The sequence below is a fragment of the Streptomyces sp. JNUCC 63 genome (genome assembly GCF_054366325.1).
This window is the reverse complement of the sequence record NZ_CM135963.1, coordinates 1,180,548-1,196,693: the sequence shown is the minus strand read 5'-3', so window position 1 is coordinate 1,196,693 and position 16,146 is coordinate 1,180,548. Positions and strand designations below refer to the sequence as shown.

Sequence of the window (16,146 nt, the reverse complement as noted above, 5' to 3'; positions counted from 1 at the left end):
GCATTTCTCGCGACATGAGCGTCCGCTTCCGATCCGGGCGCGCCGAGGGTTCTCCGGTGCGCCCGGATCGGCCGCGGTCACGGCGTGACAGGCTGCCGAGCCCTGATCAGCCCGGTGAGGAACGGGCTCGCTTCTCCATGCCAGAAGACGTCCAGGCTGTCCCGGGCGCGTGTGGTGGCCACGAACAGCAGGGAGCGGGCTCGCTGCATCTCGCGGCGGTAACGCCCCGGATCGGTGGTGCGGAGGCGCTGTATCTCCGCGCGGGGAACCAGCCCGTCGCTCGCCCCCGCGATGATCATGCGCTGGTACTCCAGCCCCTTGAACCGGAACATGGTGCCGATGTGCACGCCGCCGTCACCGCGCGGTCCGTCCGGACCGATCTCCACCGCCCGGATGCCGTGCTGGGCCAGCGTGTACGCGGCCTCCTGCGCCATCTGGTTGGTCGGAACGGCGATGGCGACCTGCTCGTACGGCAGGTCGCCCCACGACCCGATGAGTGCGGCGATCGCCTCGCGCTCCTCCTCCCAGTCCCGCGCCGGGTGCAGGTCGGGAACGGCGCCGCTGAGCACGGAGCGGTACCCGGCCAGGTTCTCGCTGCTGCCGTCGAGGTCGTCGTAGTGCTCGTCACCCAGTACGTCCAGCGCGGAGCGCAGGATCTGCCGGGTCGTGCGGTAACTGAGCGACAGCTTCGAGGAGCGGCCGCGGATGTTGATGCCGAGGCTGCCGAGGGTGACCTGGTTCTTGTAGATGCGCTGGTGGGTGTCGCCCACGAGGAAGAGGTCGTTGCGGTCCGGGGCGGTCATGGCGCGCAGCATCTTCCAGTGGGCGGGCCGCAGGTCCTGTGCCTCGTCCACCACGATGTGCCGGTAGCGGTAACGCAGCCAGCCACCCGAGCCGTCGGCCATGTGCACGTTGTCCAGGCCGCCGGCCTCCTCCCGCTGCCGGTCGATGGCCTCGATGCGCCGGGCGCGTGCCGCCTCCAACTGCGCCGCCCGCTCGGCGACCTGGTCCCAGGTCTGCACGCCGAGCCGGTCCAGCCGCTGCGTGAACCGCTCGGTGAGCTGCCAGATCTCGGCGCGTTCCGCTCGGCTGACGTTACGGCCACGACCGGCACGGCGGGCACGGAAGTAGTCGGTGCGGGACGTGACGGCCTGGCCGAGGATCACTTGAGCCCACTCGTCGTGGAGGAACTCCGCCTCCCAGGCGTCCTCGCCGAGCTCGTCCAGCAGTGAGCGCCATTCACGGACCGCCTGCGCCTCGTCGACGATCCGCTTGCGGTTGCCCGGTTCCGCCTCCCGCACGGTGCGCAACGCCAGTTGGTCGACGTGGCTGATCTCGACGCGGGACAGCAGCGCCTCGCCGCCGAGCGCCAGAAGCCGGGACCGCAGGTCGGCGGCGAGGTTCTTGTTGTACGTGGTCAGCAGGACGGGCTTGTTGCGGCCGGCCGGGAGCTGCTCCACCAGGTGCCTGACCCGGTGCAGGGCCACGATCGTCTTGCCGGTGCCCGGTCCGCCGCCCACCCGTGCCGGACCGTTGTAGTCCCGCGTGACCAGCTTGGCCTGGGTGGGGTGCAGAAACACCTTCCAGCGTCCGAAGTCCTCGCCCTCCAGGGCCTCGCGCAGAGCGTCGTCGGTCGTGGTGACGATGGTGGCGGGACGTTCGACGGCAGCCCGGAAGTCCTCGGGGTCCACGGGGTCGGGCGCCGCGACGGGAGCGGTTACCTGCTCCAGGACGTCGTCGTACTCCTTGCCGTCGTACAGCGCAAGCAGCACTTCGCCGGTGAGCTGCGGCGCGTACTCGACGAGCCCGAGGAGCTGGTCCTCGGTGGTCAGCGCGGCGACGACCGGGACCAGGGACGGCGCCACACCCAGGTCGGTGAGCTGCTGCTCCGACCACTTCGCGAACAGCGGCTCGGGAGCAGCCGGCTCGGCGGGACGGGCGGACTCGACGGGCTCGGCGGGTGCGGCGGCCCGCGGGGCCGCGGGACTGAGCACTTCCTCCTGCACGACCTGCAGGTCCACGTACTCGATACCGCCGGTGACGCGGTTGACCGAGTACGTGAGCCGGTCCAGGTGTGCGTACACGTCCTTGCGGTGCTTGACCGAGACGATCAGCCAGTCGTCGTCGGCCAGGCGCAGCAGCAGCGCGCGGTACTCGTCGTTGACGCGAGCCGAGTACAGCTTGTCGTGGCCCTGCAACTGCTTGAGACGCAGTCCCGCGGAGTCGGGGTTGGTCTTGAACTTGTGCTGGAAGTCGTAGATCGCGCCCTTGACCGGGCGGGGGAGCTTGAGGATCTCCCGGTCCGCCTTGTCGAGCAGGCGCAGTGTCACGTTCTTGCCGGTCACGGCTGTTCGTTCTCCCCGTTCTCCGCGGTGGTGTCGTCAGGCTGGTCAGGACGTTTCCGGTCGCCGGACGGTGGCGCGCCGTCGATGCGGTCCGCGAGGTCGTCGGCGGGCCAGTCGGCGGCGGGCCGCACCTCCCAGCCGGCCGCGGCGAACGCACGGTCGCGGTCGACGGCCTCCGGGTCCTCGGCCTCGCCCTCCGGCGGGCGCGGGCCGAGGACGACACCGACGCGTGCGCCGGGCCAGGCCAACTCGGCCAGCCATCCGTTCTCGTCGAGCTCGTAGCCGTCCTCGGGGACCGGGACTCCGCGCGCGGCGAGGGCCTCGGCGAGCGCGAGCAGGCCGGGCTCGTCCGGGTCGAGGTATTCGATGACCCGGTCCCACGCCGCGTCCCGGACGGGTGGGGCGACGCCCGCCGCGGACACCTCCACGGCAACCGGTGCCTGCGGCGAAGGGGCGGCGGTCTCGGCCGGTGCGGGCGTGCCGTCGGCGGTCGCGGTGGTGGCGGTGGTGGCGAACGCGGCGCGGACACTCTCCAGGACGCCGCTGCCGCCCGTGACCGCCAGAGTCTCGACGGGGAAACCGTCGAGACGGCCGGTCGTGAGCTGGACGGCGTCACCGCCACCGGTGTCCAGGAACTGGAGCACGTTCGACCAGTACAGCCAGGCCCGCCAGCGGCGCTTGTGCGCCTCCTCCTGGGCATGGACGCCGGGCGCGTCGTCGAGCAGGACGATGCCGGTCCACGCGGGGGGCTTCGCACGGCCGTCCGCGGCGAAGACCAGCGGCAGCCCCGAGCCGTCGGTGACGGTGAACAGCTGTACCGGACCGCGTGGTCCTGCGGGCGTTCCGCCGTGCAGCGCCGCCGTGATCTGCTCGCCGAGCACGTCCGGCAGCAACGGGGCGGGGCGGGCCCCGGTGCCCATGAAGCCCGCCAGGGCGGCCTCCGCCCGCCACTGCCAGCGCTTCGCGTCCGGCCGGCGCAGGTACTCCATGAGCTGCACGGCCGGGTTGACCCACACCGTCTCCGCGAGCTCCCCGGGCAGCCCGCCCCGCACCTTCGCGTAGTAGTCGCGGGCCTTGCCGCGGGCCTGGTCGCCGTACGGCTCCCACACCGGGTCGGCCGGGCCCGCACCCGCGTAGCCGGTGTCCCGGACGCGGCGCTGCCACTCCTTCACGTCGCCGTAGGTGAGCTGGAAGACCCTGAGCCCTTCCGCGCGCAGCCGCGTGCGCTTGTCGGCGTCGTCGCCGACCCGGTTGTGCTCCCGGCCGGCGTGGAACTCGTAGCCGTCCAGGTAGACCGCCACGCGCGGGCCGGGCGCGTCGACCCGTTCGAAGAGGACGTCGGGGCGGGTGCCGTCGAGGACGCGCTGCTGCGACACCCGCCAGCTCAGCGTGGTGCCGTCGGCCGCGGTCAGCCGCAGGTCCAGCGCGTGGGTGCCGGCCGGCGTGATGTAGGCGTCGCCGCTGGCACGGCTCTCGGGCAGCCCGGCCCACTCCCGCAGCGTGTCGATGAACAGCACTTCGAGATCGCTCTCGGCCTGCCGGTGCATCGGGATGTGCTGGGTGGTGGCGACGGGCGAGGTGCGCCAGCGCTCGCCGTCCGCGCCGAGCAGCTCGTCCAGCATCTGCCGGACCTCGTTGCGGCTGACCTTGTCGTAGTCGGCCGGCGGCACGCGGCGCAGCAGGCAGCGGTGACAGCCGTCGAGCCCCTTCTCCAGGCAGCCGCAGCTCTCGATCACCTCACGGGCCTTCAGCAGGACCTCGCGGAAGCCGTCGGAGGTCGCCAGGCGGTGCAGGTAACCGGTGCCGCCGGGCAGCCGGTCGTACACCACGAGGAACCGGCGCGGCCAGTCGCGGTCCTCGCCGTCCGGCATGGACGCGGCGGTGATGTCGATGTGGTCGGGGTCGCCGCCGTAGCGGGCCGCTATGCCCGCGAACAGCGCGGCGGTGAACGAGGCGAGCCGCTCCTTGGCCCGCGCCACGGACGCCGGCAGCAGGATGCGCACGGCCTCCGTCGTCAGCTCGTGCGCCAGCAGCAGCGGCACGTCAAGACCGGCGCCCTGCTCCTCCCCACTGCCGCGCAGCCGTCGGCGTGGGCACCACAACTGGTGGTGGGCGCTCGCGCGGGTGGAGCGGGCGAGCGAGGCGGTGAGCGCGTGCTGCGACTGGTCGACGACCGGTCGCCCGTCGGCCGTCGCCCCGCCGCAACTGGCGCACACGTAGAACGGGTTCAGGCGTACGTCGTCCCCGGCCAGCGGGACCGTGCTGCTGCCGTCCTGCCGGTCGACGCCGAGGTTCAGGGTGCGGACGACGGCCTTGCGCGTGAAGTCCGCGCCGAAGACCGCGGTGTCGTGCCGCCACGATCCGGCCGCCAGGTGCGCCGGGTCGATGTCGACGGTGGTGAGGACCGCGTACCGCTTCCGGTCGCGTTCGTCACGGTCGTCCCGTACCCGGGCGTCGTCCCGCTTGTCCCGGGACATCACGCGCCGGGGCTCCAGCACGTGGTGCACGCAGCCCGCGTCGGCGATCTCCCGTGAACCGCACCGCGGGCACGGCGAGGTGTCGTTCTTCGGATCGCCGTGCGTGCGCGCGTAACCGCAGGCCGGGCACAGGCGCCACACCGCCCAGGCGCGCCGCTCCGGGCTGCCGATGTCGAGGGCGCGCACGACGTGCCGGTAGCCGTTGACGTAGAAGCTGTTGCCGGGCGCGAGTTCGGTCAGGGCCAGCTTGCGGGAGCGCTCGTAGTCGCGCACCTCGCTGCGGTACACCTGCTTCCGGCGCTCGTCGTCGCCCTCCGGGGCCTGAGTACCCTCGTCGTCCCCGGGGGCCTCCTTCCAGTAGAGCGCGGCCTCCAGCGACGTCGTCGTGTCGGTGAGGCTGTAGTTGGGCAGCAGGCCCAGCTCGACGAGGGCGCCGTGCGCACTGGCCTGGCTCAGCTCGCGCAGCAGCTCGCCCGTGGCGCGCCGTTCCGCGAGCAGCTCGCGCCGCTCGGCGCCCTGTTCGCGGTCCTCGGCGAGCAGCCCGTCCACCGCGGTGTCGATGGCGGCGATACGGCGGCGCAGCTCCTCGCGGCGCGCCGTCCACTCCTCCTCGGCCTCCTGCAGGGCCCGCGCGATGCCGCCGGTGGCGTACGCGCGCAGCTCGTCCGCGGCGTGCCGGGTCACCCCCCGGTCGTCGTCCGGGCCGCCGGGCGCCTGCGGGAACAGTGCCAGGAACTCCTCCACCAGCCGCGCCCCGTGGGTGAGCGCCGCGTCCGACAGGTCCTGGCACCAGCCGGTCGTGCCGAACAGCGCCGACGACAGGCGCGGCACCGGCATGAGCGGCTCGCCGTCCGCCGTGGTCAACTCGCCGCGCGCCGCCCGGTCCAGCAGGTGCGCCGTGTACTGGCGGCGCAGGATCTCGACGGCCGACAGGTAGCAGCCCGGCGGCACGATGTCACCGGCGATCATCTCGGTCGGGTCGTCCAGGTAGTACCGGTCGCGGGCCCGGCGCCCGCCGAAGGCGACCACCAACGCGTTGCCGGTCCTGCGTCCGGCGCGCCCGGCACGCTGCACGTAGTTCGCCGGGCCGCCCGGCAGCGAGCCGAGCAGCACCGCCGACAGGTCGCCGATGTCGATGCCCAGCTCCAGGGTGGGCGTGCAGGAGAGCACGTTGGGGTCGGTGTAGTGGGTGCCCTGCCGGAACGTCCGCTCCACGCGCTCCCGTTCGGGCCGCGTCAGCATGCCGGTGTGCTCGGCCGTGACGACCCGGTAGGTGCCGCCGGTCAGATACAGGCGGCGGTAGTAGTCGGCCCGGTAGTCACGCTCCAGTTTCCCGCCGAAGCCGCCGCTGCCCGCCCCGGTCGACGACATGCCGTACTGGGGCGGGGTGAGGATGCCGGTGCAGCGCCAGCGCGGGCAGGGGTGCCCGTACCAGCGGGTGCGCCGCTCGGGCGGCACCACCTGCTGCCAGCCGCACTCCTCGCAGGACACGAACGCCTTGTTGACCAGGTCGTCCGTCAGGAGCCGCACGTGGACGTGGCCCGGCTGCAACCCGTAGACGCGGGTCGTGCGGTCCTTGGCGGTGCGCACGGACAGCACGCCCTCGTCCGCGAGGACGGGCAGCAGCCTGCGCAGGTACTCGGCCGCCTGCGCCGCGTCCAGGCCGAGACAGCGCCGCGTCCAGTCCTGGTACCAGTTGCCACGACCGGTGACCGTGTCGAACTTCGTCTTCTCCTTCGGGCCGTCGAGCAGGAACCTCGGCGGCGCCACGTACCCCTCGGGGAAGGCGGGCATCCCCTCCGGCCGCTGCCCGGAGATGAGGTACTGGTTGACGCCCGCTTCCCTGATCCAGGTGTCCAGCCACCGGTGCCGCACGCCGCCGCGCAGCCGCAGCCGCTCCAGCAGTCCCCGCACGTACGCCATGTACCGCTCGGACGTGGGCAGTCCGCCGTCCAGCCCCAGCTGCCCCGGCAGCGTGAGGTGCAGGTCGCGGGCGAGCGCGACGATCCGGTCCGGTTCCGCGACCACCACCTCCGCGGCCGTGGTCCGGGTCAGCTCCAGGGTGCGCCCGAGCCGCGAGCGCAGCCCGAACTCCATGACGGTCGCGAACGCGAGCCGTTCCCCGATGAGCTTCCAGGTCCGCGCGTCCCCGGTGCCGCGCCCCGACAGGAGCCGGTCCACGCCCGGTTCGTCGTGCAGGTCCGGCGGGACGACCGCGGCCAGTGTCTGGGGGTCGTCCACGGAGTCCAGGACGTTGCCGATGAGGTCGTTGAGCGGGAGCGGCGCACCGGAGTCGTCCAGCTGGTGCGCCAGCAGCGAGCGCAGCGAGAACTTGTACGAGGCGTTGGCGACGTACCCGGCGCGGTGCGCCGCGTCCTGCGTGGAGTCGTTGAACAGCAGCGTCTTGCGCTCCTCCGGCGCCAGCGCGATCTCCTGGCCGCCGGTGAACAGCTGGGTGACCGTGGCGGAGGCCAGCGCGGCGAGCGCGGTGCCGAGGAACCTGATGCCGTTGTCGGTGTTGCACGCAGGGCAGGTGTCGTCCCGAGCGGCCTGGTCGGCGGTCTTCTTGTCCAGGACGGCCCGCGCGAACCAGGCGTCCTGCAGCCCCTCCCCGTCCTCGGCGACGGGCATGCGGTAGGTGCTCTGCGCCCCGTCCAGCACCACGACGGACTGCGGATCGACGCTACCGGCCTGTTTCGGCCCGGTGCCGGTGAGCGCCGCGAGAGCGTCCCGCGCCTCGGCCGGGGTCGCCGAGACGAAGTACCGCAGCCGCCGCTTGTCACGTCCGACGGCGGCCTGCCAGATCCGCAGCGGACTGGTCTCCAGCTTCTGCGGATCGGCCTCCGGGGACAGGGCCGCCCAGCCCGAACGGCCGCAGACGCGGCAGTAGATCGCGGGCAGATGGGCCTGGGCCGGCCGCTGCACGGTGTCCGAACCGGGCAGCGCCTGGGGCCGCCGCGAGTCCGCCGTCGGCCACTCGTCGCTGTCGGACAGGTCCTCGGACGCGGACGCCGCGGTGAGCGCGGAGCGTCGCGCGACGGCCCGCTCGTCCTCGTACCAGCGGAACTCCGGCCGGCCGCTCACCCCGCTCAGCACCCGCCCCACCGGCCGCACCCACAGGTGCGCCTCGATGTGCAGCAGCGGACGCGGCCGGCGCTCGTCGGACTCCGGGTCCCGCGCCGACGACAGCAGCGCCACGAACCGCGACAGCGCCTCCAGCGCGAGCCGCGGGTTCTCCCGCGCGGTGCGCGCCCACGCGTACCCGAAGCGGGCCATGCGGTCCCGCAGCCCCCACTCGTCGAGCGGCTCGCCGTTCAGCAGCGCGAGCACACCGTGGGTGAAGTCGTGCTTCTTCAGCAGCCGCCCGATCTGGAAGGCGTCCAGGCCGCGCCGCCCCAGCAGCCGCTCGGCGAGCCCGTCCAGGTCGAGCCGGTCCGGGTCGGACTCCACGCCCGGCCCGCCCGAGACCTCGATGACCTCCTTGGGGCCAGGAGGTTCGGGCAGCTCGTAGTCGATGTCGCCGACGAAGTCGTCGGCGCTCAGCCGCTCCTCACCGATCACCGCGTCCGGACCGAACGGCACGCCGAACACCTGCTCGGCGACCGTGAGGATGCCGCCGGTGTCGCCCCCGCCCTCACCGAGGGTCGCCGAGGTCGCCACCGGACAGATCGAACCGAGCGGCCGCTCCGGCTTCGAGGCGCCCACGGCAGCCGCCAGCCGCCGCAGCAGCATCGCCACATCCGTGCCCTGCGCGCCGTCGTAGGTGTGGAACTCGTCCAGCACGACGTACGCCGGGTCGGCGCCCTCCCACAGCGGACGGTCCTCGGCCCGCTGCAGCAGCAGGTCCAGCATCTTGTAGTTGGTGATCAGCACGTCCGGGGGCGACTGGCGCATCTCCTCGCGCCGCGTCATCACCCGCCGGAAGTCCGTGTCCGGCTTGTCCCCGATGTAGAGACCGGCCGTCACCTGCGCCAGCTCGGGCTGCGCCAGGTAGTCGCCGATACGGCCGGCCTGGTCGGTGGCGAGCGCGTTCATCGGGTACAGCAGCACGGCCTTCACCCCGTGCCGGCCCAGCGCCTTCTGCCGCCGGCAGTGGTCGAGGACGGGGATCAGGAACGACTCGGTCTTGCCCGACCCGGTGCCGGTCGTCACGAGCGTCGGCTCGGCCGCCCCCTTGTAGGTGCTCAGCCGCTCCCACGCCTTCGCCTGGTGCCGCCACGGTGTGAACGACGGCTGCCACTCCAGCGCCGACCGCCACCCGTCGTCGGCCGGGTGGAACGGCGTCCTGATCCGCAGGTACGGCCCCCGGAAGATGCCCGTCTCCGGATCCCCGAGGAACCGCTCCAGCGCCAGCCGCGTGTCCTCGTCGGCCAGCGCGTACGTCGTCGTGAGGTACTGCGTCAGACTGCCGCGGAGCTGCGCGGCGGCCAGGGTGGGCTTCACGAGGACCTTTCGGACAAGTCGGCTATCGGGACCGCCGGTACGCACCACCGTGACTGCCAGGCGTCGGCACCGTGACGATCAGCACCAAACATAACGGCCACCTCGGACAACGGTACCCAGGTGGTCGAATCCCGGACCACCGTGAAGGGGATCCATAGCGCCAAAGCGTGAGAAAGCTTCCGGTGATGGCCGGAAGTAATCGGGCAGGGAGCGACTGTGCCTCCTCTGGCGCGCGTGGCAGGGCGGCGTCAGACCCAGTCCGACAGGTCCCCGACGAAGTCCGCATACGAGCGGTTGGTGCCGCGCGGGGAAGGGATCAGTTTGTGCTTCAGTGCCTCGCGGGCGACCGCGGGTCCGTCACTCTCCCGGAAGACCGGCTGGCCGAGCCCCCGCTTGAGTTCCTCCTTCGCGTCCTTGACGCGGCCCGTGTCCCTGTCGAGCAGATGGGCGGGGACCTTCCAGCGCGGACGGACATGCGGGAAGGCGCCCGGGAAGAGCAGCAGCCAGCCCTCGCTCTCCCATGCGGCGAGCGCGAGTGCGGTCCGGAACTCCTGCCCCTGACGCGTGAGTTCGTCGGCCAGTGCCCTGCGGATCCGGTCATAGTGGGCGTCGGTGTAACCGTCCAGGTCCTCGTGGACGACGAAGCCGAGCAACTGGGCGCGCTGCTGGCGTGCCTTGGCCCGCGCTTTGCCGACCAGCGCCTTCACGGCGGCGGCGAGGTCCGGGCCGGACTTCCTGCGCAGCCGCACCGGGTCGTTGATGCGGACCAGTTTGGCCGCCGCGTCGAGGTCAGGCCGGTGGGCACGTATGAACGCGGCCAGGATCTCGCAGTCGTTCTGGTCCTCACCGGCCAGCACGATGACGCCCCGTTCCTGCGCCCGGGACGTACGCCCGCCGCTCTGCCGCCCCTTCGGGGTCACAGCGCACCCCCGGTGAGGTCGCCGCCCAGCACACCGGAGAACCACAGTTCCCCGAGCGGCTGTTCACCGGACTCCTCGACGATGCCCTTCACTTCGTCGACGGTGAGAGCCGGGATGATCGACGCGCCGTCCTCGTCGCGGTCGCACACGACGAACTCCTCCGGACGCAGCCGGTTGACGAGGGCGGGCGAGTGGGTGGCGACGATGAACTGCGTCCGCTCGGCAGCCTCGCGCAGCCGCTGCACGACGAGTTCCAGGGCCTGTGGATGCAGCCCGTGGTCGATCTCCTCGATGCAGGTGAACGCCGGGGGGTTGGGGTCGTACAACAGGGCGAGCAGCCCGAGCAGCCGGACCGTTCCGTAGGAGGCGTCGGCAAGGGGCGTCAGGCGGCGCAGGCCGCGCTCGCGCAGTACGACGGTCAGCTGGTCGGTCGCCCCGCCGACCTCCTCGAACTCGATGTTCTCCAACTGCGGGAGGACCGTGCGCGCGTCGGCGACCAGGTCGTCCCAGGTCTGCTCATGGCCGCTGAGGTGGATCAGGAACCCGGCCAGGTTCTTGGCGTGGGGCGAGAGCCTGGTGAAGTCCGCCCCGCGCAGGCGTGTCGGCTGCCGGGCCGCCGCCACGTCGACGTCGAACACCCGGAACGACGACAGCCGGTCGGCGACCCTCGTCACCTCGTCGCCACCGTCGGAGGGGCCGAGCCGGGGAAGCGTGGACAGGCCGCTGCTGAGCCGCCGGATGCCGAAGCTGCCGCTGTCCTTGCTCTCACCCGCCCGCACGTCGAGGATGCGTGCTTCCTCACCCTTGATGGTGATGCGTCGGCCGCGCCCCTGCTTGCGTTTGAACGCGAAGCTCTCCTCGCGGGAAAGCGCGTAGTAGGGCGACCGTTCGCCGGTCTGCTTCGACCGCAGGGAGCGGCGCCGGATGGTGAGACCGTACTCGTCCGGCGCGTTGAGGGTGGAGTTGGTCGTCCAGGTCGCTTTGAGGTGGATGCGCAGGGAGGTCGGCGGCTTGTGCCCGCCCCAGAAGGCCACCTCGTCGAACCCGCCGCGCGTGTCGAGCGCCGGCTGGAGGTCGGTGCGGATGATGTCGGCGAGGAAGTCGAACACCTTCAGCACATTGGACTTGCCCGCGCCGTTCGGACCCACTAACACCGTGAGCGGACCGAGCGGCACGGTCACGTCGCGCAGACTGCGGAAGTTCTCGACGTGCAGTTCGAGGAGACGGCCAGGCATGGGACGAAACCTATCGGGTCGGTGATCGCGGTGCGGGGGAGTGGGCCGGACGCGTTGCCCGCGCTGCCGTGTTCTCCGTCCTGTTTGTGCGCGGCCCGAACGACGGCGAGGTTACGGTCCGGTGCGAGGTGACCCGGTACGTGGAGCAGGTTAGGCCGGGCCACTGACATCGCGCTCGCGGTTCGCGGCCTCCGACGCGTCGTCGGTTCGGTGAGTTGCTTTCGTCGGCGTGGGAGCAGTCGTCACGGGCTCGGCGGCAGGTCGGCAAGGTGGTCCGGCGGGTGCCTGCCGAAAGGGGCCGGGCCGGGTGCTCGATGCGGTGCTCACCACGGCCCACACCGTCTTTCCGGGGCCATGGCGGCGGTCGGTGACGCTCCAGTCGTCGGCCAGGGCGGCGACGAGGAGGAGGCCGCGGCCGGACTCGGCGTCGGGGTCCGTGGGGGCGGCGACGGCGGGCCGGCGTTCCGCGCGGGTGTCGGAGACCTCCACGCGCAGCTGCCCGCCGTCCGCCTCGGCGGCCGGCCGGACATGGAAGTCCCGGCCGGGCACCCGCCCGTGCCGTACGGCGTTGGCACACAGCTCGGCGGTGATGAGGACCGTTGTCTCGTTGACGCCGCTGTCGTAGGGGTGGTTCCAGGAGCCGAGGCGGCGCCCGACATCGTGCACCTGAGCGGTCGAACGGCCCAGCGCCGGGTGGACGAAAGACGGGCCCCGCACCGAGGGGTCGGCGCGGGGGCCTTGCCGTGCCCGGCCGGCTCCGGGAGGACGGGGCCGCCGCGAGACCTGGCGGCCGCCGTGGGGCTGCGAAGCGGGTGGCGCGGGTACCGGCGTCCGGTGGAGCGGCGCCTACGCCTTCGGCCCGCTGCCCGCTGTGTCCGTACCACCGGCGTCGCTCTGCGGCTCCGCGGACTCCACCACCGGGACGGCACCCGTGGTGGTCGCGATCGGCGGCGTGAGCACCGAGGCGTAGTCGTGCTCGGTGGAGTAGGTGAGGAAGCCCAGGTGCGCCTCGTAGCGGTCCAGGACGTCGTCGATCACCTGCTGGGGGGACAGGCCCATGAGGTCGTAGCCCTCGGAGCCGGTCTGGGTGAACACCTCGACCCGGTAGTAGACGTCCGTCTGGCGGGACATGCGTCCGCCGAACATCGGCACCGGGGCCTCGACGGCCTGCACCTGGTAGTGGAAGTCGCGGTGCTCGGGGATCGTGGCCACCAGCGCGTGGCCCGGGATACCGGTGTGCTCGTTCGGGACCAGCTCCAGTGTGGCCGGGTAGCCCTGCTGGCCGAATTCGCGGACCACGTCGGCCAGCGCCGGCTGCACGGTGCGCTCCACGAACTGGGCCACCTGCTTCTTCGAGGGGTAGGAGCGCATCCGCTCCAGCCGCTGGCGCCAGGTGCGCTCGGGCGCGTGGCCGCCGTGCGCCGCCGTCGACTGCCGGTGCAGAACCCGGCCCTCGCGCTCGGCCCGCTCCATGCGCAGGGCCTTGGAGAAGGAGGCCATCACCAGCCAGGCGATGACCGTCACCGGCAGGGCGAAGATGAGCGTCGCGTACTCCATGGTGGTGACCCCGCCGGCCACCAGCATCGCGATGGTCAGCACCGCGGTGAGCACCGCCCAGAAGACGCGCAGCCACTTCGCCCCGTCCTGCGACGGCTTGGGTATCGAGGAGGAGAAGTTGGACATCACCATGGCGCCGGAGTTGGCGCTGGTGAGGTAGAAGAGCAATCCGGACAGTGTGCCGAGGCCGATCAGGAAGCCGGCGCCGGGGAACATCTCCAGCAGCGCGAACCAGCCCTTCTCCGGGCTGTCCATGGCCTGCTGGGCGAACTCCTTGTTCCCGTCCAGGACCTGGCGCATGGCGCTGTTGCCGAAGATGCTCACGATCAGGAAGTCGCAGAGCACCGGGGCGGTGACGGCGGCGATGACGAACTCGCGCAGGGTGCGGCCGCGGGAGATGCGGGCGAGGAACAGGCCCACGAACGGGCCCCAGGCCAGCCAGAACGCCCAGAAGAACAGGGTCCAGCCGGCCATCCACCCGGAGCCCCCCTCCTCGTAGGCGAAGGTCTGCAGGGTCCGGTCCGGCAGCGAGAAGACGAACCGGCCGATGTTCTCCACCAGCGCGTTGAGCAGGAAGGCCGACTCCCCGGTCACCAGGATGTACAGCAGCATGGCCGCCGCGCCCCAGATGTTCAGCTCGGAGATCAGCCGGATCCCCTTGTCCAGGCCCGAGGTGCAGGCGGCGATGGTCATGACCACGGCCACGACCACCAGCGCGATCTGCAGGGCCAGGCCCTCCGGGAGGCCGAACAGCAGGGAGAAGCCGACGTTCAGCAGCACGACGCCGATGCCCATGGAGGTGGCGACGCCGAAGACGGTGCCGACCAGGGTGACGATGTCGATGGTGTCGCCGATCCCGCCGCGGACGCGCTTGCCGAGCAGGGGGTACAGGGCGGCCCGGATGGACAGCGGCATGCCCCAGCGGTAGGCGAAGTAGCCCATGGCCATGCCGAGCAGCGAGTACATCGCCCAGCCGGCCACACCGTAGTGGAACATGGTCCAGACCACGGCGTCCTGGGCTGCCGCGGCCGTCTGGCCCTCGCCCGCCGGCGGAGCCATGTACTGGCTGATGGGCCCGGTGACGGAGTAGAAGAGCATGTCGATGCCCACACCGGCGGCGAACAGCATGGCCACCCAGGTGAAGAGCTTGTACTGCGGCCGGGAGTGGTCGGGGCCGAGCCGGACGGAGCCCTGCTTGGACAGCGCGACCCAGAGGACGAACACGATCACCACGGTGACGGTCAGGACGTAGAACCAGCCGAGGTTCTCCGCGATCCAGGCCACCATGGCCCGCATGGTGCCGGCGGCGTGCCCGGGCGCGAACATGGCCCAGAGGGAGAAGGCGACGATGACGGCCGAGGAGATGAGGAAGACGCGCCAGTTGACCTTGGGGCCGGGCTCCTCGATGAGTTCCGCGGGGGCCTTGCTGAGCTCCTGGCTGGAGACGGGAGGACGGTTCTCGGCCTCCTGGCCGTGGCGCCGCCGTTCGGTGCCGCCGAGGTGGCGGCGTTCGATCGGGGCCTTCGGGGGCTCGCCCCCGGGGCGGGGCGTGTCTACGGCTTCGGTCATGCGGTCCTCCTCCTGTCGGCGACGAGTTCGGGCGGGCGCCGGCGTGGGCAGACGTCCGCGGCCTCGATCCGAAGGGATGGGGGAGGCCGTGCAGAGTGGGCACCCTGTCGTGGGGCCCACCTAGTTATGTTAGTACACCTAACGAAGTGATCTCCGTGAGCCACTCCGGGTCGGCAGAGCTCTCAGATGTTGCCTGTGACCTGGGCTTTCGTGATGCTCGGGCAGTGGTTGGCGGCGTCGTATCCGACGGGCGGAATGTGCCCTATCTCACTGTTGAGCCGGTTTTGGTCGTACCAGTCGGTTGCTGCCGCGCGGAGAGGGGATCAGCCGGTGCTCCAGCGCCTCGCGGGCGGCCGTGGGGCCGTCGCTCTCCCGGAGGACCGGCGAGCCGAGCCCCCGCTTCAGCCCCTCCTCGGCGTCCTCGAGGCGGCAGGTCGACCGGGCGCTGCGGTGGGTGCGGGTGCCTGCGGAGGGGCACCGGGCCGGCTGCTCGACGCGGTGTCCAGCACCGCCCACACCGTCTTGCCGGGACCGGAGCGGCGGTCGGTGACGCCCCAGTCGTCGGCCAGGGCGGCGACGAGGAGGAGGCCGCGGCCGGACTCGGCGTCGGGGTCCGCAGGGGCGGTGACGACGGGCCGGCGCTCCGTGCGGGTGTCGGAGACCTCCACGCGCAGCCGCCCGCCGTCCGCCTCGGCGGCCAGCCGGACGTGGAAGTCCCGGCCGGGGACCCGTCCGTGCCGTACGGCGTTGGCGCACAGCTCGGCGGTGATGAGGGTCAGTGTCTCGTTGACGTCGCTGTCGTAGGGGTGGCCCCAGGAGTCCAGGCAGTGCGCGACGAAGAGACGGGCGAGGCGGGCTCCTCGCGGGGTGGAGGTGAAGGCCATGGCGAAATCGCGTGCGGTCGTGGACGCGGAGGACGGGTGTCGAGGGGATGACGAGAGGGGCATGGCGGCAGCGTCCCGGTCGCGACGGGCGTGTCACCAGAGGTGACGCCTGTACGGCGGGGCGCTGTACGTCACGGGTGACGCCCGGGCACGGCAGCGTGGCGGAGCCGGCCTCACGTGGCGGGGACCCGACCGACGTGGTCCCCGTCGTGGACCGAGCGGGACGGGCCCGCACCTGTACGGCCCGCTTCTGTACGTGGCGCAGCCGACGGCATGTCAGGCGCAGGGCGGAGAGGTGACGCGTTCACGTGGTGGGGGGCGGCCTGCTCATCGACGACCGGCCTTTCGCACGCGGATCGGTACCGCCGCTCCCAAAGGTGTCGGAGTTCTGCGAAAGGGCCGCAGGGCAGCAGGAGCAGTGATACGTCTGCTGCATGACCTCGAGCTATCGCACGAAGGACGGTCACACCGTGGGTCTCGGCGGCACCGTGTGGGGAGTGAACGGGCAAGGCCCCTTCACCCTCACGAAGCCCGATTCCGCTTCGCCCGGGTGGGTCTGCTTGGTGAGCGCCGACGGCGAGGACGTGCGCCTGCACGCTCCGGAGGACGTCGCGCTCTACTACAACCGGGTCCGGCAGTAGACGTCCGGGAGGACGTTCCGCTCCGCAGCGTGTGCGAGCGGTGGACCGAGGACGTGACCGCGGAGCAGGTCCGCC

Annotated in this window: 8 protein-coding genes; 1 reads left to right on the top strand and 7 read right to left on the bottom strand. The window is 72.0% G+C overall.

The features are described 5' to 3' along the window. Nucleotides 1-77 precede the first annotated feature (77 nt). The 7 genes from ACX25U_RS05480 to ACX25U_RS05450 form a co-directional block, all read right to left on the bottom strand. Nucleotides 78-2,345: a UvrD-helicase domain-containing protein gene (locus tag ACX25U_RS05480; protein ID WP_454389403.1), complete on the bottom strand. Its 2,268-nt coding sequence runs from the start codon at nucleotides 2,343-2,345 to the stop codon at nucleotides 78-80. Next, nucleotides 2,342-9,265: a DEAD/DEAH box helicase gene (locus tag ACX25U_RS05475; RefSeq protein ID WP_454389402.1), complete on the bottom strand. Its 6,924-nt coding sequence runs from the start codon at nucleotides 9,263-9,265 to the stop codon at nucleotides 2,342-2,344. Before ACX25U_RS05475 ends, ACX25U_RS05480 begins: the two co-directional genes overlap by 4 nt. A 248-nt stretch (nucleotides 9,266-9,513) precedes the next feature. Continuing rightward, complete coding sequence (locus ACX25U_RS05470; protein ID WP_454389401.1) at nucleotides 9,514-10,185, bottom strand: hypothetical protein; 672 nt, start codon at nucleotides 10,183-10,185, stop codon at nucleotides 9,514-9,516. Beyond that, nucleotides 10,182-11,420, bottom strand: coding sequence for an AAA family ATPase (locus tag ACX25U_RS05465; RefSeq protein ID WP_454389400.1), 1,239 nt, complete (start codon nucleotides 11,418-11,420; stop codon nucleotides 10,182-10,184). The genes ACX25U_RS05470 and ACX25U_RS05465 overlap by 4 nt, the downstream gene beginning before the upstream one ends. A 150-nt stretch (nucleotides 11,421-11,570) precedes the next feature. Then, nucleotides 11,571-12,086 carry an ATP-binding protein gene (locus ACX25U_RS05460; protein WP_454389399.1) on the bottom strand — a complete coding sequence of 172 codons (516 nt, stop codon included), beginning with the start codon at nucleotides 12,084-12,086 and terminating at the stop codon, nucleotides 11,571-11,573. Nucleotides 12,087-12,266: 180 nt separating this feature from the next. After that, on the bottom strand, nucleotides 12,267-14,546 hold the full coding sequence (gene betT / locus ACX25U_RS05455) for a choline BCCT transporter BetT (RefSeq protein ID WP_454389398.1): 2,280 nt from the start codon (nucleotides 14,544-14,546) through the stop codon (nucleotides 12,267-12,269). Between the two features lie 401 nt (nucleotides 14,547-14,947). Next, nucleotides 14,948-15,430, bottom strand: coding sequence for an ATP-binding protein (locus ACX25U_RS05450; RefSeq protein WP_454389397.1), 483 nt, complete (start codon nucleotides 15,428-15,430; stop codon nucleotides 14,948-14,950). A 434-nt stretch (nucleotides 15,431-15,864) separates the two neighbouring features. Between ACX25U_RS05450 and ACX25U_RS05445 the strand changes: the two genes are divergently transcribed. Next, complete coding sequence (locus tag ACX25U_RS05445) at nucleotides 15,865-16,071, top strand: hypothetical protein (RefSeq protein WP_454389396.1); 207 nt, start codon at nucleotides 15,865-15,867, stop codon at nucleotides 16,069-16,071. Nucleotides 16,072-16,146 lie beyond the last annotated feature (75 nt).